This window comes from Streptomyces sp. NPDC004327, from assembly GCF_042873935.1.
In the GTDB taxonomy this organism is placed as follows: Bacteria; Actinomycetota; Actinomycetes; order Streptomycetales; family Streptomycetaceae; genus Streptomyces.
This window is the reverse complement of sequence record NZ_JBIAME010000007.1, coordinates 1-23,820: the sequence shown is the minus strand read 5'-3', so window position 1 is coordinate 23,820 and position 23,820 is coordinate 1. Positions and strand designations below refer to the sequence as shown.

Sequence of the window (23,820 nt, the reverse complement as noted above, 5' to 3'; positions counted from 1 at the left end):
GAGCAGCGGTCGTGAACGACCGAGGGCTCGTAGAGGAGCGCGTGCGGCATCCGAACACACGCGGGACGAAGCTCTCAGCCGTAAGGGAGCCGCCACAACGCCCAGCGCCACCCAGTGGACGTAGAAGACGCCTTGCGTAGTCAGCAGGACGGGGAGGGGAACTACCTGGGCGACCCAGCCCTGGACTGACACCCCATCAGAACGAGCGTCACGAGCGTCATCTCAGCGTCAAGATATCGCCCGTAAAGCCCACACCGCACATACCGCGCACCCGCAAAACCCCAGGTCAGGCGTCCTTCTTCGCCGGCTCCAGGATCGCCACGCACTCCACGTGGTGCGTCATCGAGAACAGGTCGAAGGCCGAGACGGCCAGGGAGGACTCCTCGTGGGGCTGGACGATACGGCCTTGCATATAGTTGCGCCATGGGCAACCACTCCGCATATGGCGAAACGCAGGCTCCCGGAGCGAACGGGGTGCAGTCCGTCGACCGTGCCGTCAGCGTCCTGGAGATCCTCGCCCGGCGTGGTGAGGCGGGCGTCAGCGAGGTGGCCGCCGAGATCGACGTCCACAAGTCGACCGCGTTCCGCCTGCTCGGGGCGCTGGAGGCGCGCGGCCTGGTCGAGCAGGCGGCCGATCGGGGCAAGTACCGGCTGGGCTTCGGGCTCGTGCGTCTGGCGGGGGCGGTCACGGGCCGTCTCGACATCACACAGCAGGGCCGGCCGGTGTGCGAGCGACTCAGCGAGGAGATCGGCGAGACCGTCGGCATCGCCGTCCTGCAGGAGCATTACGCGGTCAACCTCTACCAGGCACGCGGCCCGGGTGCGGTCGGCACGCACAACTGGGCCGGGCAGCTCATCCCGGTACACGCGACCTCCAGCGGCAAGATCCTGCTCGCCCATCTGCCGACGAAGGAGCGCGCCGGCGTGCTCGCCGCATCCGGGTTGCGGAAGCTGACGCCGCACACCCTGACCGCCAGGACCAGGCTGGAGAAGAACCTCGCCGAGGCGCGGGAGCGCGGGTACGCGGTGACGCTGGAGGAGTTCGAGATCGGACTGCACGCCGTCGCGGCCCCGATCCGTTCCCAGGGCGGCGAGACCCTCGCCGCCCTCAGCGCCTCCGGCCCCGCGTACCGCTTCACCGAGGAGCGCATCCACGAGCTCGCGCCCCTGCTGGTCCGGGGCGCCGAGGAGATCAGCCACCGGATGGGCTACGTGGGCTGAGACTCCCCCGGTGTACGGGAGGGCGCCGCTCGCCCGGGAGTGACGCACGATTCCCGGTGCGGCAGCGCACCGGAGCGTTCACCCGTATTCCACGGCCGCGTCGAGGAGCCAGTCCACCAGGTAGCCGGCGAACGAGGAGCGTACAAGCACCCAGAACCCTGCCCTGGGCTCGTCCCGGGCCACCAGGACGACCTGGGTGCGGGCCAGCGTCGTCTGGGCCGCGCGGCCGGGGCCGAAGGCGCGCGGGTGCAGATCCAGCCGGCAGCCGTGGGACAGCAGATCGCGGGCGCGCGGTCCGCCGACCAGGACGGTGGTGCGCTGGGCGGAGACGTCGGTGACCGAGACGTGCTCGTCCCCGGCCGCCGAGCGGATCCGGCTCTCCAGGTCCCGCTGCGTACCGGGCCGGCCCACCACCAGCCATTCGTCGGGACCGAGCCACACCGCGCCCAGATCCCCCACGCGTACGACGGTGTCGGGCTCCAGGGGCAGGGGGAGTCCCAGAGCGAGTCCGACGGCGTCCGCCGCCGGGCTCTTGGCGTCGAGGCGGAGGTTCAGCTGGGCCAGGAAGGGGACTTCGGCCAGGCGGACCGCGCCCCTGGAGGAGCGCGTCGCGGCGGCCAGGCGGTCGGCGGCATGCGCCAGCGGGCTGCGCTGCCGTGCGGTCGGAGCGGTGTCAGCCATCGCGGCGGGCTCCCTCGGGATCGTAGAGGACGGGACTCGCGACGGTCACCGGCAGCATCCGGCCGCCGACGGGTGCGTAGAGGCGTTCGCCGATGCGGTCCCGGCCGCCCTTGACCAGGGCGAGCGCGAAGGTCCGGCCGAGCGCCGCGCTGCGGTAGCTGGAGGTGACGTGCCCGAGCATCGGGACGGGCGGGGCGGGCAGTTCGCCGTCGGCGACCAGGTGGGTGCCCTCGGGGAGGAGGGCGGCCGGGTCTTCGGGGAGGAGGCCGACGAGGTGCTTGCGGTCGGGGCGGACCGTGTCGGCGCGGGCGTAGGAGCGCTTGCCGATGAAGTCGGGCTTCTTCTTCGACACCGCCCAGCTCATGCCGAGGTCCTGCGGGGTGACCGTGCCGTCGGTGTCCTGGCCGATGATCGGATACCCCTTCTCCGCGCGCAGGACGTGCATGGTCTCGGTGCCGTACGGAGTGATGCCGTGCGGGGCGCCTGCGTCGTACAGCGCCTCCCACAGGGCGAGGGCCTCCCACGGTGACACGTTGATCTCATAGGCGAGTTCGCCGGAGAAGCTGATCCGGCACACCCTCGCCTCGATGCCCGCGACCGTCGTCTCCCGCCACGCCATGAACGGGAAGTCGTCGTTGGCGACCGCCAGGCGGGGTGCGAGCGAGCCGAGCACCTCGCGAGAACGCGGGCCGACCAGGGCGACGGTGGCCCACTGCTCGGTGACGGAAGCGCAGTGGACGCGCAGTTCGGGCCACTCGGTCTGCAGCCACTCCTCCATCCAGTCCAGTACGGCGGCCGCGTTGCCCGTCGTGGTGGTGACCAGGAAGCGGTCCTGGGCGACGCGGATGACCGTGCCGTCGTCGAAGATCATGCCGTCCAGGCGGCTCATGACGCCGTAGCGGATCATGCCGACCTTCAGGGTGCTCATCATGTTGGTGTAGAGCCGGTCGAGGAAGACCGCGGCGTCCGGGCCCTGCACGTCGATCTTGCCGAGAGTGGAGGCGTCCATGAAGGCCACGCCCTCGCGGGCGGCGCGGCACTCTCGCAGCACGGCCGCCTCCATGTCCTCGCCGTCCCGCGGGTAGTACCAGGGCCGCTTCCACTGGCCGACGTTCTCGAACAGGGCGCCGTGCGCGACATGCCACGCGTGGAGGGCGGTCGTGCGGATCGGGTCGGACAACGCGCCGCGGTCGCGGCCGGCGAGGGTGGCGAAGGAGACGGGGGTGTACGGCGGCCGGAACGTGGGCAGGCCGAGCGCCGAGATGTCCACGCCGAGGAGTTCGGCGACGATCCCGCTCGTCAGGACCCCGCCCGTCCTGCCCTGGTCGTTGGCGGTGCCGGCCGTGGTGTAGCGCTTGGTGTGCTCCACCGAGCGCAGGCCCGCCCCGGTCGCCCGCGCCAGGTCGTCGACCGTGACATCGCGTTGGAGGTCGACGAACCGCGGCGCTCCGGTGGAGGTGGGGACGGCGAACACCTGCATGGGCGGGGTGTGCGGCTGGGCGGCGACGGCCGGGAGGACCGGCGCCTCGGCGGTGTAGCCCTCCGCCTCGACCGCGCGGGCGCCGGCCGCCGCGCCCTGCGCGAGGGTCGTGGCGAGATCGTGGGCCCCGTTCGCGCTGCCCGCGAAATCCACCGCCTGACGGCAGCTGTCGGGCACGAACGTGCCGAGCACGTCGTCGTGGCGGAGCTTGCCGCCCGCCTGGCTGAACAGATGCGCGACCGGGTTCCAGCCTCCGGAGACCAGGAGCAGGTCGACGGCGAACTCCCGTCGTCCCACGGACTCCCCGTACGGGGCGACCTTCACGGCGGTGAGGCGGGCCCCGCCCTCCGTGTCCGTGACCGCGTGTCCGGCCAGCACCTCGATCCCGGCGGACCGAGCACGCTCGGCCCACTCCCCCGGCTCGGGCCGGGTGTCGACGATCGCCGCGATGTCCACTCCCGCCGCCGCCAGATCGAGTGCGGCGGTGTAGGCGCTGTCGTTGGTGGTGAACACGACCGCGTGCCGGCCGGGCAGAACGGCGTACCGGTGGAGGTACGTCCGGGCCGAGGCGGCCAGCATCACACCGGGGCGGTCGTTGTCCCCGAACGCCAGTGAGCGCTCGTGGGCGCCGGTCGCGAGGACCACGCGCCGGGCGCGGATCCGCCAGACGCGCTCGCGGGAGACGTGCTCCGGGGCCTCGGCGCCGAGGTGGTCGGTGCGGCGCTCGACCGCGAGGAGGTGGTTGTCGTCGTAGTGGCCGAAGACGGTGGTGCGCCGCAGGACGCGTACCTCCGGGGCGGCTTCGAGCAGTGCGCGGGTCGCCTCCACCCAGTCGAGGTGTTCGCCGGTGCCGAGCAGGCTGCCGCCGGGTTCCGGCTGGTCGTCGGCGAGGACGACGCGCGCGCCGCTTCGCGCGGCCGCCGCGGCGGCGGCGAGGCCGGCGGGGCCCGCGCCGACGACCAGCAGGTCGCAGTGGGTGTTGACGGCGTCGTAGCGGGCGGGGTCCGGTTCGGTGGCGAGGCGTCCCTGGCCCGCAAGGCCACTCGCGACCAGGCCGTCGTAGAGCTCGACCGTCGTGGCGGGGAGCATGGGCTCGGGGAAGGGGGCCTCGATCTGGACGACCGCGTTGGGTTCCTCCACGCCCGCCGAGAAGATGCCGCGGGGGCGGCCGAGTCTGATGCTGGTCGCCGCCGCGATCACACCGTTGGCGAGGAGGGCGGAGGCGAGGGTGTCGCCCCGGAACCCTTCGTACCGGATGCCGTCGAAGGTGAAGCCCAGCCGGTCGTCGCGGTCGACCCGCCCGCCGTCCGACAGACGGAACGCCTGACCGGGCACGCCCCATGCGGGAAACTCCCGCGTCGTCCCCGTCTGCGGGCCGGTGGTCGTGTATCGCCCTTCGGTCTCGCTCGCGGCCTTCCCCGGGCGGACCGGATCCACTGGGCGGGGCTCGGTGGCGGCCGGGCGCGCCTCCCCCGGCCCGTACACCGCCAGGATCTCGTTCGTCGCCGTGTCGCGCACCGCGTTGAACCACCTGCGGCAGCCCGCCGCATGGCTCCATCGCTCGGCGAACGGGCCCTTGGGGTTGTCGCGGAAGAACAGGTACCGCGCCCACTCCTCGTCGGTGAGGGCGGCGGGATCCTCGGGGTAGGGCACGTGCGCCTGGCCGCCGTAGTGGAACTCGGCCTCGTCGCGGGGCCCGCACCACGGGCAGGGGATGAGCAGCATGGTTCGGCTCCCTAGTGGGCCACCGCGGCCGCGCCGTGCTCGTCGACGAGCGCGCCGGTGGTGAAACGGTCGAGCGAGAAGGGGGCGTTCAGGGGGTGGGGGGTGTCGTGGGCGATGGTGTGGGCGTAGACCCAGCCGAGGCCCGGGGTGGCCTTGAATCCGCCCGTGCCCCACCCGCAGTTGAGATAGAGGTTGCCGACCGGGCTGAGGCCGACGATCGGCGAGGCGTCCGGGCTCACGTCGACGATGCCTCCCCAGGTGCGCAGCACGTGGGCGCGGGCGAAGACCGGGAAGAGTTCCAGGGCGGCGGACATCTGCTCTTCGATGATGTGGAAGGCACCGCGCTGGGTGTAGGAGTTGTACGCGTCGATGCCGGCGCCCATGACCAGCTCGCCCTTGTGCGCCTGGCTGACGTACACGTGGACGGCGTTGGACATGACCACCGTGGGGTGGACCGGCTCCAGGAGTTCGGAGACCAGGGCCTGCAGCGGGTGGCTCTGGACCGGGAGTTCGATGCCCGCCATGGCGGCGAGGACCGAGGTGTGGCCGGCGGAGCACAGGGCCACCTTGCCCGCGCCGATGGGGCCGCGCGTGGTCTGGACGCCGACCACCCGGCCGCCGACCACGTCCAGGCCGGTGACCTCGCAGTTCTGGATGATGTCGATGCCGGCGGCGTCCGCGGAGCGGGCGAAGCCCCAGGCCACGTAGTCGTGCTTGGCGATGCCGGCGCGCGGCTGGTAGGTGCCGCCGAGGACCGGGTAGCGCACGTCCGGGGAGATGTTGACGATCGGGCAGACGTCCTTGACCTGCTGCGCGTCCAGCCACTCGGCGTCCACGCCGTTGAGCCGGTTCGCCTCCACCCGGCGCACGCTGTCGCGGACGTCCTGCAGGCTGTGGGCGAGGTTCAGCACGCCGCGCTGGGAGAAGAGGATCGGGTAGTCCAGCTCCTCTTCGAGGCCTTCCCACAGCTTGAGCGCGTGCTCGTAGATGCCGGCGCTCTCGTCCCACAGGTAGTTGGAGCGGATGATCGTGGTGTTGCGGGCCATGTTGCCGCCGCCCAGCCAGCCCTTCTCCAGGACCGCGACGTCGGTGATGCCGTGGTTCTTCGCCAGGTAGTGGGCGGTGGCCAGGCCGTGTCCGCCGCCGCCCACGATCACCACGTCGTACGAGCGCTTGGGCTCGGGATCGCGCCAGAGCCAGTCGGGGTGGTCGGGGAGGCCGGCGCCTGGGGTGCTGGGGCTCATCGGACGTCTCCGTCTTCCGAAAGGTGCGGGTAGAGCGGGTACTTGGCCGCGAGCGTCTCGGTGCGGGCGCGCAGGGCGGCCACGTCCGGCTCGGGTTTGAGGGCCAGTGCGATCACGTCGGCGACTTCGGCGAAGTCCTCCTCCGTGAAGCCCCGGGTGGCCAGGGCCGGCGTTCCGATGCGCAGACCGGAGGTGACCATGGGTGGGCGCGGGTCGAAGGGGACGGCGTTGCGGTTGACGGTGATGCCGATCCCGTGCAGCAGGTCCTCGGCCCGCTTTCCGTCGAGTTCGGAGTCCCGCAGGTCGACGAGGACGAGGTGGACGTCCGTGCCGCCCGTCAGGACCTTCACTCCGGCCGCGGCCGCGTCGGGCCGGGTGAGGCGCTCGGCGAGGAGGCGGGCGCCGGCCAGCGTACGGGCCTGGCGATCGGCGAACTCGGGCGACGCCGCCACCTTGAAGGAGACCGCCTTCGCGGCGATGACGTGCTCCAGCGGGCCGCCCTGCATCCCGGGGAACACCGCTGAGTTGATCTTCTTGGCGAGGTCGGCGTCGTCGGTGAGGACGACTCCGCCGCGCGGGCCGCCGAGCGTCTTGTGCGTCGTGGTGGTGACCACATGCGCGTGCGGGACGGGGCTGGGGTGCAGTCCGGCGGCGACCAGGCCCGCGAAGTGCGCCATGTCGACCATGAGGAGGGCGCCGACCTCGTCGGCGATGCGCCGGAAGGCCGCGAAGTCCAGCTTCCTGGGGTACGCCGACCAGCCCGCGATGATCATCTTGGGCCGGTGTTCCTTGGCGAGCCGCTCGACCTCCTCCATGTCGACGAGGTGGTCCGTCTCGGAGACGTGGTACGGCACGACATCGAGCATCCTGCCGCTGTAGTTGATGCGCATGCCGTGGGTGAGGTGGCCGCCGTGCGCGAGGTCGAGGCCGAGAACGGTGTCGCCGGGCTGGAGGAGGGCGAAGAAGACGGCGGTGTTCGCCTGTGCGCCCGAGTGCGGCTGGACGTTGGCGAAGCGGGCCCCGAAGAGGGACTTGACGCGCTCGATGGCCAGGCGCTCGGTGACGTCCACGTGTTCGCAGCCGCCGTAGTAGCGGCGGCCGGGGTAGCCCTCGGCGTACTTGTTGGTCGCGACCGATCCCTGGGCCTCCATCACGGCGGACGGCGCGAAGTTCTCGGAGGCGATCATCTCGAGGGTGGACTGCTGGCGGTGCAGTTCGGCGCGGAGGGCGGCGTGGACCTCGGGGTCCAGCTCGGCCAGGGGGGTGTTCAGCACGTGTGCGGTCACCGGCGGTACCTCTTCCTCGCGGTCAGCCACGGAGGCGGGACATGGTCGGGTCGAACAGCGGCTCCTCGGCGACGACCGCCTCGACGCGCCGGTCGAAGTAGCCGATGTGCAGGGTGGTGCCGGGGGGGTTGAGTTCCGCCGGGAGCCAGGCGTACGCGATGCCCTTGCCGATCGTGTAGCCGTAGGCGGCGCTGGTGACGTAGCCGACCGCGCGGTCGCCGTCGTAGACCGGCTCCTTGCCCAGGACGACCGACTGCGGGTCGTCGATGGTGAGGCAGGTCAGCTTGCGCCGTACGTGTTCCTTGCGGCGCTCCAGGGCCGCCTTGCCGATGAAGTCGCCCTTGTCCAGCTTGACCGCGAAGCCGACGCCGGCCTCGTAGGGATCGTGCTCGTAGGTCATGTCGGTGCCGAAGGAGCGGTAGCCCTTCTCCAGGCGGAGGCTGTTGAAGGCGCCGCGGCCGGCGATGACGCCGCCGAGCGGCTGGGCCGCCTGCCACAGGGTGTCCCACAGCTTCAGGCCCTGGTCGGCGGTGGTGTAGAGCTCCCAGCCGAGCTCGCCGACGTACGACAGCCGCATCGCGGTGACGGGCACCGAGCCGATGTACGCGCGCTTGGCGCGGAAGTACTTCAGGCCGTCGCCCGAGAAGTCCTCGTCCGTCAGCGGCTGCAGGACCTCGCGGGCCAGGGGGCCCCACAGGCCGATGCAGCAGGTGCCGGCGGTGATGTCGCGCACCTGGACCGTACCGTCGACGGGAAGGTGGCGGGTGAGCCAGTCGAGGTCCAGGTTGCCGTTGGCGCCGACCTGGAAGAGGTCGCGGGCCAGCCGGGCGACGGTGACGTCGCTGCGGATGCCGCCGTCGTGGTCCAGGAGCAGGGTGTACGTCACCGAGCCGACCGACTTGGCGACCTTGCCGGTGGTCAGTCCTTCCAGGAAGTCCGCGGCACCGCGGCCGCTGACCTCCAGTCGCTTGAGGGCCGTCATGTCGTACATCGCGACGGTCTCCCGGGTGGCCTGTGCCTCGGCGCCGACGATGGGCGACCAGAACCGTGCGGCCCAGTCGTTCGGGGTGGGGATGTCGCGGCCTTCGACCAGTCCCGCGTTGGCCTCGTACCACTGGGGGCGTTCCCAGCCGCTCGCCTCCAGGAAGAACGCGCCGTGCTCCTGCTGGCGGGCGTGGAAGGGGCTCGTGCGGATCGGGCGCGGCTCCCCCGACGGCTGGAGGGGGTGGATGATGTCGTAGACCTCGACGAAGTTCCGGCAGTCGCGGGCCAGGACGTACTCCGGGGACAGCTGGTGCGGCTCGAAGCGGTTGACGTCGCACTCGTGCAGGTCGAAGGACGAGCAGTGGCCGTCGACGAGCCATTCGGCCATGGCGCGGCCCACGCCCGCGGAGTGGGTGACCCACACCGCCTCCGCCACCCAGAAGCCCTTGACGTCCCTGGACTCGCCGAGGAGCGGGAAGTTGTCGGTGGTGAAGGAGAACAGGCCGTTGATGCCCTCCTCGACCTTGGCCTCCGCCGTCGCGGGGAGCAGCGACCGGGTCTCGGTCCAGGCGTCCTCGAAGTCCTCCTCGGTGAACTTGAGGACCGAGGGCATGGGGGCGGCCTCGTCGACGGAGAGGATGTCGTCGGCCGAGACGGGCATCGGACGGTGGCCGTAATAGCCGATGCCGATGCCGTCGAAGCGGTCGCGGTAGTAGAGGTCGGCGTCCTGGTGGCGCAGGATCGGCCGTACCGCCTCCTCCGTCTGGCCCGCGAGCGCCGGGACCGGGCCGGTCCAGGCGAGCTGGTGGGCGAGCGGGGTCAGCGGGAGGTTCATGCCGGCCATGCGGGCGATCTTCGGGCCCCAGATGCCGGCGCAGCACACCACGATGTCGGCGACGATCTCGCCCCCATCGGTGAGGACACCGGTCACCCGGCCCTCGCTCTGCCGGATGTCGAGCACTTCGTGGCGGGCCAGGAAGGTGACGCCGCGTTCGGTGGCCCGGCGGATCTGCGCCTCGACGGCGAGGACGGCCTTGGCGATCCCGTCCGTCGGGATCAGGAGTCCGCCGAGGATCCTGTCCCGGTTCACCAGCGGATGCCGCTCGACGCATTCGTCGGCGCTCAGCACGCGGGCCTCGATGCCCCAGGCGGTGATCCAGCCGTGGCGGCGGTGCAGTTCCGCGAGGCGTTCGGGGGTGGTCGCCACTTCGAGGCCGCCGACCTGCAGGAAGCAGGGCTCGCCGTCGACGTCGAGGGAGCAGAACTTCTCGACGGTGTAGCGGGCCAGCTGGGTCATGGTCTTGGAGGAGTTCGTCTGGAAGACCAGGCCGGGGGCGTGGGACGTGGAGCCCCCGGTCGCGGGGAGCGGGCCCTGGTCGACCACGGTCACTTCGGTCCAGCCGCGCGCGGAGATCTCGTCCGCGAGCGCCGCTCCCACGACACCCGCTCCGATGATCACCACTCGGGGTCCCGCCATCGCCGCACCTCCTGATTCAAAACCAGTCAAGTTGCTTGCTGCGCAACATGGTTCAGGTTGCGCAACTCAATGTGCCGGTCACGGGAAGGGGTGTCAAGGGGTGGGTGACGCCGGGCGAACCGCCCGGAATGCGGCAATGCCCGGAGGGCGGCGCACACAGGTGCGCACCGCCCGCCGGGCATCTTCGACCGTCTTCTCGACGTGGGCTACTTGAGCCAGGCGTCGACCTTGCCGCGGTTGGCCTCCACCCATTTCTTCGCCGCCGCCTCGGGCGACATCTTGTCCACCGCGATGTACTTGGCCACGGTGTTCTGGTCGCCATTCGTCCACGTGAAGTTCTTCACCAGGCGGTAGGCCGGGCTGCCGGACTTCGCGAACCTCGCGCTGACGATCTTGTCGAGGTCGTACACGGGATAGTCGCAGGCGATCTTCGCCGCGTCGGCGTCACAGCCCGTCGTGTACGCGGGCAGATTCACCTTGACCAACGGCACCTCGGACAGGAACCACTGCGGCTCGTAGAAGTAGCCGATCACCCATTCCCTGTTCTTCTCGGCCTTCCGGAAGGACTGGATGAGCGCGGTCTCGCTGCCCGCGTACACCACCTTGAAGTCCAGCTTCAGATTGGTCACCAGCGCCGCGTCGTTGGTGACGTACGAGGGGTCGCCGTCAAGCAGCTGGCCCTTGCCGCCCGACTCGGAGGTCCTGAACTCGGACGCGTACGTGTTCAGGTTCTTCCAGTCGGTGATGTCCGGGTGCGCCTTCGCCAGCCACGGCGGCACGTACCAGCCGATGATGCCCTTGTTGCCGGTCGAGCCGGCGCTCACGGCGGTCTTCTGCTGGGTGATGTACTTCTTCTTCAGATCGTCGTGGCCCCAGTTCTCCAGGACGGCGTCGACCTCGCCCGTCCCGAAGCCCTGCCAGGCGATCTCCTCCTTCAGGTCCTTCTTGGCGACCGTACAGCCGAGGTCGTGCTGCGCGACGTACGCGACGACCGCCGCGTCCGCCTCGTAGCCCACCCACGGGTTGACCGCGAGATTGAAGGTGCCGCACGTGCCCGGGCTGCCCGAATCCGCGGAGTCGGCACCGACCTTCGCGCCGCCGCAGGCGGTGAGGGCCAGCCCGAGGACGGTCACGACCGCTGTGCCGGCCGTGCCGATTCTCCACTGTCGTACCTGTGCTGCCATGCTGGTGCTCCTTACGCGCTCGCGCGTCGCGCCGCCGCCTGGGTGATCCGGTCGAACATGACTCCGAGAAGGACGATCGCGAGTCCGGCCGCGAGCCCCTTCCCGTACAGCTGGCCCTGCGAGAATCCGGCCACGACGTCGTAACCGAGGGCGCCCGCTCCCACCAGGCCGCCCACGACGACCATCGACAGCACATAGATCAGGCCCTGGTTGGTGGCGAGCGTCAGGGCGGCGCGTGACATCGGCAGTTGAACCTTGGTGATGATCTGCCAGGTGTTGCACCCGGCGGACACGGCCGCCTCGACGGTGGCGCCGGGTACGGCCCGCACCCCGTCCGCGATGATCTTGATGGCGACCGGCGCCGCGTAGACGACGGCGGCGACGATGGCCGTGAAGCGGGTCGCGCCGAACAGTGCAAGGAACGGCACGAGATAGACGAACGGCGGCATGACCTGGGCCGCGTCCAGGGAGGGCCGCAGCACCCGGTCCACGAGCATGCTGCGGCCCATCCACACCCCGAGGACGGTGCCGAGCAGCATGACCAGCACCGTCGCCACGAGGGTCGACGCCAGCGTCGTCATGGCGTCCGACCACAGCCCGGTGCCGACCAGCAGACCCACGCACACGGCCGTGGTGATCCCGGCCCGCCAACCGCCGAGCACGCCGCCGAGCGCGACCAGCACGGCGCCGACGAGCCACCACGGGGAGTCGGTGAGCAGCGTCTGGAGCGGATTGAGCAGGCCGTTGGTGATGCCGTCGCGGAAGGTGTTGGTGAGGCCCGAGAGGTTGTCCTGCACCCAGGCGGTCACGGTGTCCGCCGCGCTCGCGACGGAACGGCCGGTGCCGCCGTCGCCGGGGAACACCGCCGCCCACACATAGGTGTGCGACAGGTAGACGAGGACCGCCGTGGCCGCCGCTCCCGCGCCGAACAGCGGCCTGCGCCACGCGAGGCGGCGGTTCTTCGAACGCCGGGCCGTCTCCTCGCGGGCGCCGGCCGCGGTGGTGACCCGGTCGAGGACGATCGCCATGACGACGATGGCGAGTCCCGCGTTGAAGGCCGTTCCCACATCGAGCGACTGAAGGGCCTGGATGACGGTCTTGCCGAGGCCGGGCGCGTCGATCAGCGCGGCGATGGTCACCATGGCCAGGGCCGCCATGATCGACTGGTTGACGCCCATCACCACGGTCCGTTTGGACATGGGCAGCAGGACCTTCAGCAGTGCCTGACGTCGTGTCGCGCCCAGCGATTCGGCGGCCTCGACGGTGGCCTGGGGGACGGAGCGGATGGCGTGCGCGGTGATGCGGATCGCGGGCGGTGCCGCGTAGATCACGGTGGCGATCGTGGCGGAGGCTCCGCCGATGAGGAAGAACAGGGTCAGCGGGGCGAGGTAGACGAAGGTCGGCATCGTCTGCATGAAGTCCAGGAAGGGCGTCACGATCCGGTTGAACCGGTCGGACAGCCCCGCCCCCACGCCCAGCGGGATCGCGAACAGCAGCGCCACGAAGACCGCGGAGAGGGTGAGCGACAGGGTGTCCATGCTGTCCTGCCACAGCCCCTGCAGCCCCAGGAAGGTGAAGCCCGCCACGGCCAGGAGGGCGACCCGCCAGTTTCCCACGGCCCAGGAGACGTAGCCCGCGATGCCGACGACGCCGAGCCATCCGATCTGCGGGACGGGGCGGCCGGCGGGAGGCTGTGAGATCAGGTGCTGGATGAAGGTCACCAGGTTGTCGATGACCAGGCGGATCTCGTTGAAGAAGTACAGGAAGAGCGGGTTGGAGTTGCGGTCCGCGCCGATCGCGTCGTTGACGTCGTTGAACCACCGGTGCAGGCCGGTGAGGTCCGCCGCCGCCAGGGTCAGGGTCTGCTTTCCGCCAAGGACCACGAAGAGCAGCAGCCAGGCAACCAGGATCGCGGCCACCACCGTGCGCCGGCCGGCCCTGCGTGCGCCGGCCAGGCGGGCGGGCTTCTCCAGGGCGACGGCCATCACGCGCCGCCTTCCCGCCCGGCGACCACCGCGAGGATCTCCTCGTCGCCGACGATGCCGAGCAGCGTGCCGTCCTGCACGACCTTGACCGGCCTGTCGGCCGCCAGTACCGCCCGGGTGGCCTCCTTCACCACGACGTCCGGGCCCAGCTCGGGACCGTCCAGGGCGTCATGGGGCTCCACCGGGCGCATGATCCACCGCAGGGTGAGCACATCGCCGCGCGGGACGTCCTTGACGAACTCGCGGACGTAGTCGTCGGCCGGGGCGCCCACCAGCTCGTCGCCGGTGCCGCACTGGACCGTCCTGCCGTCACGCATGATCAGGATGCGGTCGCCCAGCTTGAGCGCCTCGGAGAGGTCGTGGGTGATGAAGACCATCGTCTTGCCGACCTCGCGGTGCAGCCGGATGACCTCGTTCTGCATGTCGCGGCGGATCAGCGGGTCGAGTGCCGAGAAGGGCTCGTCGAAGAAGAGCACGTCGGGGTCGCCGGCCAGCGCCCGGGCGAGGCCGACGCGCTGCTGCATACCGCCCGAGAGCTGGTCGGGGTAGGAGTTCTCGTAGCCTGCGAGGCCGACCAGTTCGACGACCTCCAGGGCCCGCGCGGTGCGCTCGGCCCGGCTCATGCCGCGGATCTCCAGGCCGAAGGCCACGTTGTCCACCACCCGGCGGTGGGGCAGCAGCCCGAAGTGCTGGAAGACCATGGAGAACTTGCGGCGCCGCAGTTCGCGCAGGCGCCTGCCGTCCGCCTCACGGATGTCCTCGCCCTCGAAGACGAGCTCACCGGCGGTGGGTTCGATCAGCCGGGTCAGACATCGCACCAGCGTGGACTTGCCGGAGCCGGACAGGCCCATGACGACGAACACCTCGCCCTTGCGGACGTCGAAGCCGACGTCGCGGACGGCGGCGGTGCACCCGGTGCGGTCCATGAGCTCGCGGCGGGTGAGGCCGCGCAGCTCCTCGGAGTGCGGTACCTGGTCGGCCTTCGGCCCGAACACCTTCCACAGCCGGCGCACGGAGATGACCGGAGTGCCGTCCGAATCCTGGTGCGCGCCGTGCCGCTGCGACACCTCGGTCTGCGTTGGGGTCATGGTCGGCCTCTCTTCGGCATTCAGCCGCGGAACCAGTGCTGCGGCCGGGGTTGGATGTTCTGCCAGATGTGTTTGGGCTCCCGGTACTCGTCCAGGCCGGTCGGTCCCAGCTCCCGGCCCACGCCCGAGTGCCCGAAGCCACCCCATTCCGCTTGCGGCACGTAGGGGTGGTAGTCGTTGATCCACACCGTGCCGTGGCGCAGCCGCCGGGCGACCCGCTGTGCCTTGCCGGCGTCCTGCGTCCACACGGCTCCGGCGAGTCCGTACTCGGTGTCGTTGGCGATGCGCACGGCGTCGTCCTCGTCGGTGAAGCGCTCGACGGTGAGCACGGGTCCGAAGGACTCCTCGTGCACGACACGCATGTCCTGCCGGCACTCGTCGAGGACGGTCGGCGGGTAGTAGAAGCCGCCCCCGAGGGCCGGATCGTCGGGCCGTTCACCGCCGCAGCGCAGTACGGCGCCCTCGGCGAGACCTGCCGCGACGTACGCCTCGACCTTCTCCCGGTGCCGCGCGGAGATCAGCGCTCCGGTCTCGGCCTCGGGGTCGAAGGGCCCGCCGAGGCGGATCCGCCGGGCGCGGCGGACGACCTCGTCGACGAACCGGTCGTGCAGCGAGTCCTCGACGATCAGCCGGGCGCCGGCCGAGCAGACCTGGCCGGAATGCAGGAAGACGGCCGTGAGGGCGAAGTCCACGGCCGTCTCGAAGTCGGCATCGGCGAAGACCACGTTGGGGTTCTTGCCGCCGAGCTCCAGGGCCACCTTCTTCACGGTCGCCGCGGCGGCGGCCATGATCCGCTTGCCGGTCTCCAGGCCGCCGGTGAAGGAGACCATGTCGACGGCGGGGTCCTCGGAGAGCGGGGCACCCGCCTCGGGCCCGGCGCCCAGGACGAGGTTGGCGGCGCCGGCCGGGAGCCCGGCCTCCTCCAGCGCCTTCATCAGCAGGATCGAGGTGGAGGGGGTGAGTTCACTGGGCTTGAGGACGATCGTGTTGCCGGCGAGGAGCGCCGGGGCGACCTTCCAGCTCGCCTGCAGCAGCGGGTAGTTCCATGGAGTGATCAGCCCGCACACGCCGATCGGCTCGTAGACGACGCGACTTATGGCGTCGTCGCGGCCGGTGTCGATCACCCGCCCGGCGTCGATGCCGCCGATCCCGCCGTAGTAGCGGAAGCAGGAGACGACGTCGGCGATGTCGAACTCGCTCTCCACCAGCCGCTTGCCGGTGTCCAGCGACTCGGCGCGGGCGAACTCCTTGGCGTCGCGCTCGATGAGGTCGGCGGTGCGCAGCAGCAGCGCGCCGCGCTCCCGCTCGGAGGTGCGCGGCCAGGGGCCCTCGTCGAAGGCCCGGCGGGCGGCAGCGATCGCCGCCTCGGCGTCGGGGCGCGTCCCTTCCGAGACGGTCGTGGTGAGCGTGCCGTCGGCGGGACAGTGGATCTCCCGGCACCCACCGGCCACCGGATCCCGCCATTCCCCAGCCACATACAGGTCTGCCACGCGCCAAGCCCTTCAGCCGTCATGCGTTGCGCACGAAATGCGTTGCGCATCATGCATTCAATTGCTTGTGGTGGAACACCATGGCGAACCTGCAGACCCGCGTCAAGAGGGCGGCACAAGCCCGCACATGACGATGTCGCCGGACCGGCACCTGCCCAACCACCCTTGACCGCAAGGGGAGTCGAGCCGAGCATGTCGCGCATCGCTCGCCATGCTGTGCATGACGCACCGACGGAGGTCGCCGTGCCGGTGGTCTTCCGCTGAGCGGTACGGCGTGAGGGGGCGGGGCCGGTCTTCCAGCCCCGCCCCCTCACGCGTACTCCGCCCGCGTTTCAGCTTCCGAGCCGGTCGATCACGGCGCGGCGCCACCGTTCCGTCTCCGCGATCTGGTTGAACGTGAACAGGTGCAGCCCGGCCACCCCCGCCGACGGCGCGGTGAGCGCCTTCTCGCCACGCGCCAGCAGCCTGTCGGGCGCGTACCCGCCGGGCGTCGCGAACCGCAGGAACCACGAGGCGTGCCGGGTCAGGAAGCGCGTCGACTCACCCACGCCGATCTTCGTCGCCATCGCCAGCAGCTTCGCCCGCTGCACGGGCCCCGCGACGCCCAGGTGGACGGGCAGGGTGACGTCCCGGCGCCGTATACGGGCGATCCACTCCCCCAGCACCCGCGGGTCGAAGCAGAGGTTGCTCACGATGTACGTGGCGTGCTCGCGCTTGTCCCACATGGCCTGGATGGTGACGTCGTCGTGGATGAGCGGATGGCTCTCGGGATACCCGGTGACGCCGACGCGGGCGAAGGGCCTGCCCAGCTCGCTCAGCCTGCGCAGCACCGGCAGCGCCCCGTCATAGGCCCCGGCCGGCGGATCGGCGTCGCCCGCGGGGACGAAGACGTCGTCCACGCCCGCCTCGCGCAGCCGGTCGACGACGTCCTTCAAGTGCGCCTCGTCCCGCAGCAGCCGCGCGGGCACGTGCGGGACGGCGCGGTATCCGTTCGCCGCGAGCCGGCCGGCGAGGTCGAGGGTCGGTTCCAGTCCCTTGGCCGGTGACGCCGTCACGGTGACGACGACGTCGCGCGGGACATGGGCGAGGACCTTGTCCTCGGTCGTCTTCGCGGGCAGCACCTCGTAGCGGACGCTGTCGAGCAGCGACCTCACTCCGGCGGTCGCCAAGGTCTACCCGACCTGCTTCCGTGCGTCACGGAGGCGGTAGTACGCGGCCTTCGACGGCGCCTGCGGTTCCTTGCCGAGGATCAGGTCGGCGGCCTTCTCGGCGATCATCATCACCGGTGCGTAGATGTTGCCGTTGGTGACGTACGGCATCACCGACGCGTCGACCACGCGGATGCCTTCCAGGCCGTGCACGCGCATGCTGGTGGGGTCGACGACGGACATCTCGTCGGTGCCCATCTTGCAGGTGCAGGACGGGTGCAGGGCGGTCTCGCCCTCCTTGGCGACCCAGGCGAGGATCTCCTCGTCCGTCTCGACCTGAGGGCCGGGCGAGATCTCCCCGTCGTTGAACGGGGACATCGCGGGCTGGCCGAGGATCCTGCGGGAGACGCGGATGGCCTCGACCCACTCCCGGCGGTCCTGCTCGGTGGAGAGGTAGTTGAAGCGCAGCGCCGGGTGCTCGCGCGGGTCCTTGCTCCTGATCTTCACGGAGCCGACGGCGTCGGAGTACATGGGGCCCACGTGCACCTGGTAACCGTGGCCGCCGGCCGGCGAGGAGCCGTCGTAGCGGACCGCGACGGGCAGGAAGTGGAACATCAGGTTGGGGTAGTCCACGTCCTCGTTGCTGCGGGCGAAGCCGCCGCCCTCGAAGTGGTTGGTGGCGGCCGGGCCCTTGCGGAACAGCCACTGCAGGCCGATGAAGGGGGCCCGCCACTTGGCCATGTACGGCTGCATGGAGACGGGCTGCTTGCAGGCGTACTGGACGTAGACCTCCAGGTGGTCCTGCATGTTCTCGCCGACGCCCGGCAGGTCGTGGACGACGTCGACGCCCAGGGCGCTCAGCTCCTGCGCGTTGCCGACCCCGGAGAGCTGGAGCAGCTGCGGGGAGTTGATCGCGCCGCCGCACAGGATGACCTCCCTGGCGCGGACCTGCTGGAGGGCGCCCCTGCCGCGCTGGTACTCGACGCCGACGGCCTTCTTGCCCTCGAAGAGCACGCGGGTCACGAGCGAGCGGGTCCTGACGGTGAGGTTGGGCCGCTTCCTGACCGGCTTGAGGTACGCCTTGGAGGCCGACAGGCGGCGGCCGCGGTGGACGTTGCGGTCGAACTTGGCGAAGCCTTCCTGCCGGTAACCGTTGACGTCGTCGGTGGGCGCGTAGCCCGCCTCCTGGGTGGCCTTGAAGAAGGCGTCGAAGAGCGGGTTGGTCGCGGGACCGCGTTCGAGGACGAGGGGGCCGTCGTGGCCGCGGAACTCGTCGTCCGGGTCGGCGGCGAGACAGTTCTCCATCCGCCGGAAGTACGGCAGGCAGTGGGCGTAGTCCCAGGTCTCCATGCCGGGGTCGGCGGCCCAGCGCTCGTAGTCCATGGGGTTGCCGCGCTGGAAGATCATGCCGTTGATGCTGCTGGAGCCGCCGAGCACCTTGCCGCGCGCGTGGTAGATGCGCCGGCCGCCCATGTGGGGCTCGGGCTCGGACTCGTACTTCCAGTCGTAGAAGCGGCTGCCGATCGGGTAGGTCAGCGCCGCGGGCATGTGGATGAAGACGTCCCACGGGTAGTCGGAGCGGCCGGCCTCCAGTACCAGCACCCGGTTCGCCGGGTCCGCGGAGAGCCTGTTCGCCAGTGCGCTGCCGGCCGATCCGCCGCCGACAATGACGAAGTCGTATTGCAGGGGAGCCATAGTGCCTCGTCTCGCTCGCGCCGTAGATATGCGGGGCATGCTAATCCGGTATCGCAATGCGCACCAGGTTGCGAACAACGCAACTTGCAGGGGTTTTTGTGCGGGCCTCGAAGCTTGCGGCGACGTTGTTTACCGCGCGTATAGTTTCGCCATGAGCAACCACAGCCAAGACAGCGAAGCGTCGAACTCGCCGGCCGGTGGGGTGCAGTCGGTCGACCGCGCCATCAGCGTCCTCGAGATCCTGGCCCAGCGCGGCGAGGCGGGCGTCAGCGAGGTGGCCGCCGAGATCGACGTCCACAAGTCCACCGCGTTCCGCCTGCTCGGCGCCCTGGAGGCGCGCGGCCTGGTGGAGCAGGCGGGCGATCGGGGCAAGTACCGGCTCGGCTTCGGGATCGTCCGCCTGGCCGGTGCGGTCACCGGACGCATCGACATCACCCAGCAGGGCCGCCCGGTCTGCGAGCGGCTCGCCGAGGAGATCGGCGAGACGGTCAACATCGCCGTCCTGCAGGAGCACTACGCGGTCAACCTCTGCCAGGTACGCGGCCCCGGGGCCGTCGCCGCGCACAACTGGGTCGGCCAGCTGACCCCGCTGCACGCCACCTCCAGCGGCAAGATCCTGCTGGCCCACCTGCCCGCCGAGGAGCGGGCCGCGCTGCTGGCCGAGGCGGGCCTGAAGAAGGCCACCGCGCACACCCTCACGTCGAGGACGAAGCTGGAGAAGAACCTCGCCGAGGCCCGCGAGCGCGGCTACGCGTGGACCCTGGAGGAGCTGGAGATCGGCCTGCACGCGATGGCCGCCCCGATCCGCGGCCGGGAAGGCACGGTCATCGCCGCGCTCAGCGCCTCCGGGCCCTCGTACCGCTTCACCGAGGAGCGCCTGCACGAGCTCGCCCCGGTGCTGCTCAAGGGTGCGGAGGAGATCAGCCACCGGATGGGCTACATGGGCTGAGTCACCCCTGGGGGTTGCCCAGGCGCTCGTTCACCCAGTCGTGGAAGGCCCCGATGTGGTGCTCGCTGGGCACCAGCACGCCGCCCTTGGCGTACATGCGGGAGCTCATGCCGGGCTGCGTGCGCTCGCACGCGTCGAAGTCCTGGCGGTTGACCCGGTCGAAGAGTTCCACGGAACGGCTGACGTCCTTGCCGCTCTCGACGACGTGCGGAAGGTAGAGCCAGTCGCACTCGACGATCGTGCGGTCGGCGGCCACCGGGTACATCCGGTGGAAGATGACGTGGTCGGGGATGAGGTTGATGAAGACCTGCGGCTTGACGGTGATCGCGTAGTAACGGCGGTCCTGTTCCTCCGTCACCCCCGGGATGCGGTCGAGGCCCTCGGAGCCGTCGACGGTGAAGCCCTGGATCCCCTCGCCGAACTCGGCGCCGTGGCCGACGTAGTACTGGGCCGCGTAGCCGTCCGCGAACTCGGGGAGCACCTCGGTGAGTTCGGGGTGGATCGTGGCGCAGTGGTAGCACTCCATGAAGTTCTCGATGATGAGCTTCCAGTTGGCCTTGACGTCGTAGACGATCCGCCTGCCCACCGAGAGGTTCTCGACGCCGTAGCGCTCGATCGACTCCAGGTCACCGAGGCGGGTGACGGCCGCGCCGATGACGTCCTCCTCGAAGGAGGGCGGGTTCTCCGCCAGGCAGACCCAGACGTATCCGAGCCATTCACGGACGGCCACGCCCACCAGGCCGTACTCGGTGCGTCCGACGTCGGGCATCTTGGTGAGGTTGGGCGCGGCGACGAGCTTGCCGTTCAGGTCGTACGTCCAGGCGTGGTACGGGCATTGGAAGGCCCGCTTGACCTCGCCGGTCTCCTCGGTGCAGAGCTTGGCTCCGCGGTGCCGGCACACATTGAAGTAGGCACGGATGGAGTTGTCCCTCGCGCGGGTGACGAGGATGCTCTCGCGGCCCACGTCGACGGTGCGGAAGGCGCCGGGCTTCGCCAGTTCCGAGGCGCGCGCGACACAGAACCACATGGTCTCGAATATGCGCTCCTGCTCCTGGGCGAAGATCGCCGGATCCGTGTAGGAGGAGCCGGGGAGGGTGGCGATCAGGCTGTCCGGCAGGCTGGTCGAAGTCACGGTGCACTCCTCGGGAAAACGTCGTGGAGGGGTCGTTCACGCGGTGAACTGCTTGCGCCAGCGGGTGAACAGCCGCGGCTGGTTCATCCCGAGCACGGCGACCGGCGTGCCGGCCCGCCGGTAGACGGCGAGGAAGCTGCGCTCGTCGGTAGCGCCTTCCTCGACCGTGACGCTGTCGGCCCCGGCGGCGTGGCCGACGAACTGGATCCTCACGCCGTACTGGTCGGACCAGAAGTACGGTGGCCGGGGCACGCCCGGCTCCTTCGCACCGTGCGCGAGCAGCGTGGCCACGGCGGCGGCCGGCCGTTCCAGCGCGCCGGTCCAGTGCTCGACCCTGCGGTGGCTCCGGGTGTGCGGGTCGTACCAGTTGGCGCAGTCGCCGACGGCGACCACCCCGGCCAGGCTGGTGCGGCCGTCGGCCGCGCACGTCACGCCGTTGTCGAGCGCGACGCCGGAACCTTCCAGCCATTCGACGCACGGGCGGGCGCCCACGCCGACGACGACGGTGTCCGCGGGCACGCTGCGGCCGTCCTCCAGCAGGACGGCGTCCACCCGGCGCTCCCCGCTCAGCCCCTTGACGCCCACGCCGCACAGCAGCCGTACGCCGTGGTCGGCGTGCAGCGCGGAGACGACGCCACCCATGGCCTCGCCGAGCGGACCGGCCAGCGGGGTGGGGGCCGCCTCGATCACGGTGACGTCGAGGCCGAGGGCGCACGCGGTGGAGGCGACCTCGGCGCCGATGAAGCCGCCGCCGATCACCACCAGCCGTCCGCCGCGGGCCAGTTCGTCCCGCAGGGCGCGGGCGTCGTCCAGGGTGCGCAGCGTGTGGACCCCGGTGAGGCCCTCGCTCCCGGGCAGGATGCGCGCCGCCGCTCCGGTGGCGATGACGATGCCGTCGGCCCGCACGCCACGGCCGTCCGAGAGCCGCACCGACCGGTCGGCGCGGTCGAGCCCGGTGGCCCGGACGCCCAGCAGCCACTCGGCGCCGAGATCCTCTCCGTCCGCCTCAAGGGCGAGGTCGGCCTCGCCGATGCGGCCGGCGAGGAACTCCTTCGACAACGGCGGCCGGTCGTACGGGCGATGAGCTTCGTCCCCGATGAGGACCAGCCGCCCGTCGTAGCCCTGCTTCCGCAGCGCTCGCGCGGCCGACAGTCCGGCCAGGGAGGCGCCCACGACGGCCACGGTCCTCACGCCGGGTCTCCGGCGCCGAGCCGGGCCGCGACGCAGGGGGGCAGATTCGGCGCGGCCGCGGAGGGCCGCACGTAGATCATCCCGTCGTCGACGACCACCTGATGGGTCCGGACGGGCAGTTTGGCCGGCGGGGCGTCGACCGCCCCGGTCCGCAGGTCGAACTTGGAGGCGTGCAGCGGACATTCGACCTCGCAGCCCTCCAGCCAGCCGTCCGCGAGCGAGGCGTCCTGGTGGGTGCAAGTGTCGTCGATGGCGAGGACCTCGCCATCGTCGGTGTGGAACACCGCGACAGGCGGCTCGATGTCGAGCCGATAGGCCTCGCCGCGCGGCAGATCCGCGAGTCGGCACACGGGAATCATCATGACACCTCGGTCGCGTGCGTAGCGTATAGCGAAACTGATTGCGTTTTACGCAACTCAGTCTGGAGGGGGCCCCATACCTTGTCAAGGAGTCGAACGCGGCAGCGGGGCAGGCGAGGAAGGCGGTCACGAGCCTTGACGGGGCAGGCCCGTCACCACTTCACTCTGGGGACCAAACAGTGCACTGCGTTGCGTATCGCACAACTCCCCTTCTCCCGACTCCCGGAGCCGATGCCGCATGCGCGTACCCGCTCGTCCCCTTCTCGCCGTGACCGCGGCCGTCCTGTCGGTGGTCCTCGCCGGCGCCACGGCCACGGCCGCCCGCACCACCGCGGTCCCACCCGTCACGGCCGCGGCCGACACCTCCGGCCGACCCACCGTCGAGCTGGCCAACTGGCCCCAGGCCCAGGGCGACCGGCTCGAAAGGCTCATCGGCAGGTTCGAAGGCCGGGGCCGCTACGCCGTCTTCGACGCCGACAACACCATCTGGCGGTACGACCTCGAGGAGTCGCTGCTGCCCTTCCTCGAAATGAAGGGCGTGCTCACGCCGGACACCATCGACCCCTCGCTGCGCCTCGTACCGTTCCGGGCGGGCGAGAGCCTCTACGGCTACTACGACCGGCTCTGCGAGATCGACGACAAGGTCTGCTACCCGTGGATCGCCCAGGTGTTCTCGGGCCTGACGCTCGGCGAGCTGAAGCGGTACGTCGACGAGCTGTACGCCTACGGCAAGCCGATCCCGGTCAGCTACGACGACGCCGGCAAGACGGTGCGCGGCACCGTGAACCCGCCGCACGTCTACGCGGGTCAGCGCGAGCTGATCCGCAGCCTTCAGGAACACGGCATCCGCGTCTACGTGATGACCGCCGCCCACGAGGAACTCGTGCGCATGGTCGTGTCGGACCCGAAGTACGGCCTCGGCGTCCCGCCGGAGAACGTCATCGGCGTCACGACGCTGCTGAAGGACCCCGAGACCGGAGGCCTCACCACCGCGCGCAAGCAGATCGAGCAGGGCACGTTCGACGCGGAGTACGGCACCGAGCGCTACCAGCGGCAGGTTGTCACGCCCTATCTGTGGACCCCGGGAACCTGGTACGTCGGAAAGCTCGCCGGCATCCACGACTACATCGCGGAGTACGAACGGCCGGTCCTCGTCGTCGGCGACTCCCCCAGCGACTGGTGGATGCTCTTCTACTCCGACGCCAGGGCGGGCGGCGCCCGCCTGTGGGTCAACCGCAAGCAGGCGTACACCGACCGGCTGGAGGCGGAGAAGGACAAGCGGTCGGCCGAGCAGAAGGCGGCGGGCGAGACCGTCGACGCGGGCCGGGAGTGGGTGACGGTCAGGCCGGCGGAGATCGGCGGCTGACGGGCGGGGCGGGGGGGGGGGGGGGGGGGGGGGGGGGGGGCCCCCCCCCCCCCCCCCCCCCCCCCCCCCCCCCCCCCCCCCCCCCCCCCCCCCCCCCCCCCCCCCCCCCCCCCCCCCCCCCCCCCCCCCCCCCCC

18 protein-coding genes are annotated in these 23,820 nt (G+C 70.9%); 3 read left to right on the top strand and 15 right to left on the bottom strand.

From position 1 onward, the window contains the following. Positions 1–286: 286 nt before the first annotated feature. Positions 287–412: a hypothetical protein gene (locus tag ACFYU9_RS23955; RefSeq protein WP_389346243.1), complete on the bottom strand. Its 126-nt coding sequence runs from the start codon at positions 410–412 to the stop codon at positions 287–289. An 11-nt stretch (positions 413–423) separates the two neighbouring features. Here ACFYU9_RS23955 and ACFYU9_RS23950 point away from each other — a divergent pair, with 11 nt between their 5' ends. Beyond that, a complete protein-coding gene (locus ACFYU9_RS23950; protein ID WP_389345933.1) occupies positions 424–1,221 on the top strand; it encodes an IclR family transcriptional regulator in 798 nt (265 codons plus the stop codon). A gap of 78 nt (positions 1,222–1,299) precedes the next feature. Here the strand turns inward: ACFYU9_RS23950 and ACFYU9_RS23945 are convergent, their stop codons facing one another. The 11 genes from ACFYU9_RS23945 to betA form a co-directional block, all read right to left on the bottom strand. Next, positions 1,300–1,902, bottom strand: coding sequence for a sarcosine oxidase subunit gamma (locus ACFYU9_RS23945; RefSeq protein WP_389345932.1), 603 nt, complete (start codon positions 1,900–1,902; stop codon positions 1,300–1,302). Then, positions 1,895–5,107, bottom strand: a complete 3,213-nt coding sequence (locus tag ACFYU9_RS23940; RefSeq protein ID WP_389345931.1) for a sarcosine oxidase subunit delta family protein — start codon at positions 5,105–5,107, stop codon at positions 1,895–1,897. Before ACFYU9_RS23940 ends, ACFYU9_RS23945 begins: the two co-directional genes overlap by 8 nt. Positions 5,108–5,118: 11 nt before the next feature. Further along, positions 5,119–6,351, bottom strand: coding sequence for a sarcosine oxidase subunit beta family protein (locus ACFYU9_RS23935; RefSeq protein WP_389345930.1), 1,233 nt, complete (start codon positions 6,349–6,351; stop codon positions 5,119–5,121). After that, positions 6,348–7,637, bottom strand: coding sequence for a serine hydroxymethyltransferase (gene glyA, locus ACFYU9_RS23930; protein ID WP_389345929.1), 1,290 nt, complete (start codon positions 7,635–7,637; stop codon positions 6,348–6,350). The genes ACFYU9_RS23935 and glyA overlap by 4 nt, the downstream gene beginning before the upstream one ends. Before the next feature lie 22 nt (positions 7,638–7,659). Then, positions 7,660–10,098, bottom strand: coding sequence for an FAD-dependent oxidoreductase (locus ACFYU9_RS23925; protein ID WP_389345928.1), 2,439 nt, complete (start codon positions 10,096–10,098; stop codon positions 7,660–7,662). Positions 10,099–10,304: 206 nt separating this feature from the next. Further along, positions 10,305–11,282, bottom strand: a complete 978-nt coding sequence (locus tag ACFYU9_RS23920) for an ABC transporter substrate-binding protein (protein ID WP_389345927.1) — start codon at positions 11,280–11,282, stop codon at positions 10,305–10,307. Between the two features lie 11 nt (positions 11,283–11,293). Beyond that, on the bottom strand, positions 11,294–13,267 hold the full coding sequence (locus ACFYU9_RS23915; RefSeq protein WP_389345926.1) for an ABC transporter permease: 1,974 nt from the start codon (positions 13,265–13,267) through the stop codon (positions 11,294–11,296). Further along, the gene (locus tag ACFYU9_RS23910; protein ID WP_389345925.1) at positions 13,267–14,355 is read right to left on the bottom strand and encodes a glycine betaine/L-proline ABC transporter ATP-binding protein; all 1,089 of its coding nucleotides are present in this window, start codon (positions 14,353–14,355) and stop codon (positions 13,267–13,269) included. The genes ACFYU9_RS23915 and ACFYU9_RS23910 overlap by 1 nt, the downstream gene beginning before the upstream one ends. A 20-nt stretch (positions 14,356–14,375) precedes the next feature. Further along, complete coding sequence (locus ACFYU9_RS23905) at positions 14,376–15,845, bottom strand: aldehyde dehydrogenase family protein (RefSeq protein WP_389345923.1); 1,470 nt, start codon at positions 15,843–15,845, stop codon at positions 14,376–14,378. Positions 15,846–16,177: 332 nt separating this feature from the next. After that, complete coding sequence (locus tag ACFYU9_RS23900) at positions 16,178–17,014, bottom strand: 5,10-methylenetetrahydrofolate reductase (RefSeq protein ID WP_389211546.1); 837 nt, start codon at positions 17,012–17,014, stop codon at positions 16,178–16,180. 3 nt (positions 17,015–17,017) lie between these two features. After that, complete coding sequence (gene betA / locus ACFYU9_RS23895) at positions 17,018–18,688, bottom strand: choline dehydrogenase (protein ID WP_389345922.1); 1,671 nt, start codon at positions 18,686–18,688, stop codon at positions 17,018–17,020. A gap of 151 nt (positions 18,689–18,839) precedes the next feature. Here betA and ACFYU9_RS23890 point away from each other — a divergent pair, with 151 nt between their 5' ends. Beyond that, entirely contained in the window at positions 18,840–19,637 is a 798-nt protein-coding gene (locus ACFYU9_RS23890) for an IclR family transcriptional regulator (RefSeq protein WP_389345921.1), read from the top strand. A 1-nt stretch (position 19,638) separates the two neighbouring features. Here ACFYU9_RS23890 and ACFYU9_RS23885 read toward each other — a convergent pair whose 3' ends face one another. Genes ACFYU9_RS23885 through ACFYU9_RS23875 form a run of 3 tightly spaced genes read right to left on the bottom strand, consistent with a single transcriptional unit; the run spans position 19,639 to position 22,322 of the window. Beyond that, the gene (locus ACFYU9_RS23885; protein ID WP_389211540.1) at positions 19,639–20,769 is read right to left on the bottom strand and encodes an aromatic ring-hydroxylating dioxygenase subunit alpha; all 1,131 of its coding nucleotides are present in this window, start codon (positions 20,767–20,769) and stop codon (positions 19,639–19,641) included. Positions 20,770–20,805: 36 nt separating this feature from the next. After that, complete coding sequence (locus ACFYU9_RS23880; protein ID WP_389345920.1) at positions 20,806–21,960, bottom strand: NAD(P)/FAD-dependent oxidoreductase; 1,155 nt, start codon at positions 21,958–21,960, stop codon at positions 20,806–20,808. Further along, the gene (locus ACFYU9_RS23875; RefSeq protein ID WP_389211536.1) at positions 21,957–22,322 is read right to left on the bottom strand and encodes a bifunctional 3-phenylpropionate/cinnamic acid dioxygenase ferredoxin subunit; all 366 of its coding nucleotides are present in this window, start codon (positions 22,320–22,322) and stop codon (positions 21,957–21,959) included. The genes ACFYU9_RS23880 and ACFYU9_RS23875 overlap by 4 nt, the downstream gene beginning before the upstream one ends. A gap of 265 nt (positions 22,323–22,587) precedes the next feature. Between ACFYU9_RS23875 and ACFYU9_RS23870 the strand changes: the two genes are divergently transcribed. Continuing rightward, positions 22,588–23,685 carry a haloacid dehalogenase-like hydrolase gene (locus ACFYU9_RS23870; protein ID WP_389345919.1) on the top strand — a complete coding sequence of 366 codons (1,098 nt, stop codon included), beginning with the start codon at positions 22,588–22,590 and terminating at the stop codon, positions 23,683–23,685. Positions 23,686–23,820 lie beyond the last annotated feature (135 nt).

Coding starts and splice junctions, on each gene's coding strand:
- ACFYU9_RS23955 (WP_389346243.1), bottom strand. CDS start 412: ATGCAAGGCCGTATCGTCCAGCCCCACGAGGAGTCCTCCCTGGCCGTC.
- ACFYU9_RS23950 (WP_389345933.1), top strand. CDS start 424: ATGGGCAACCACTCCGCATATGGCGAAACGCAGGCTCCCGGAGCGAAC.
- ACFYU9_RS23945 (WP_389345932.1), bottom strand. CDS start 1,902: ATGGCTGACACCGCTCCGACCGCACGGCAGCGCAGCCCGCTGGCGCAT.
- ACFYU9_RS23940 (WP_389345931.1), bottom strand. CDS start 5,107: ATGCTGCTCATCCCCTGCCCGTGGTGCGGGCCCCGCGACGAGGCCGAG.
- ACFYU9_RS23935 (WP_389345930.1), bottom strand. CDS start 6,351: ATGAGCCCCAGCACCCCAGGCGCCGGCCTCCCCGACCACCCCGACTGG.
- ACFYU9_RS23925 (WP_389345928.1), bottom strand. CDS start 10,098: ATGGCGGGACCCCGAGTGGTGATCATCGGAGCGGGTGTCGTGGGAGCG.
- ACFYU9_RS23920 (WP_389345927.1), bottom strand. CDS start 11,282: ATGGCAGCACAGGTACGACAGTGGAGAATCGGCACGGCCGGCACAGCG.
- ACFYU9_RS23915 (WP_389345926.1), bottom strand. CDS start 13,267: ATGGCCGTCGCCCTGGAGAAGCCCGCCCGCCTGGCCGGCGCACGCAGG.
- ACFYU9_RS23910 (WP_389345925.1), bottom strand. CDS start 14,355: ATGACCCCAACGCAGACCGAGGTGTCGCAGCGGCACGGCGCGCACCAG.
- betA (WP_389345922.1), bottom strand. CDS start 18,688: ATGGCTCCCCTGCAATACGACTTCGTCATTGTCGGCGGCGGATCGGCC.
- ACFYU9_RS23890 (WP_389345921.1), top strand. CDS start 18,840: ATGAGCAACCACAGCCAAGACAGCGAAGCGTCGAACTCGCCGGCCGGT.
- ACFYU9_RS23875 (WP_389211536.1), bottom strand. CDS start 22,322: ATGATGATTCCCGTGTGCCGACTCGCGGATCTGCCGCGCGGCGAGGCC.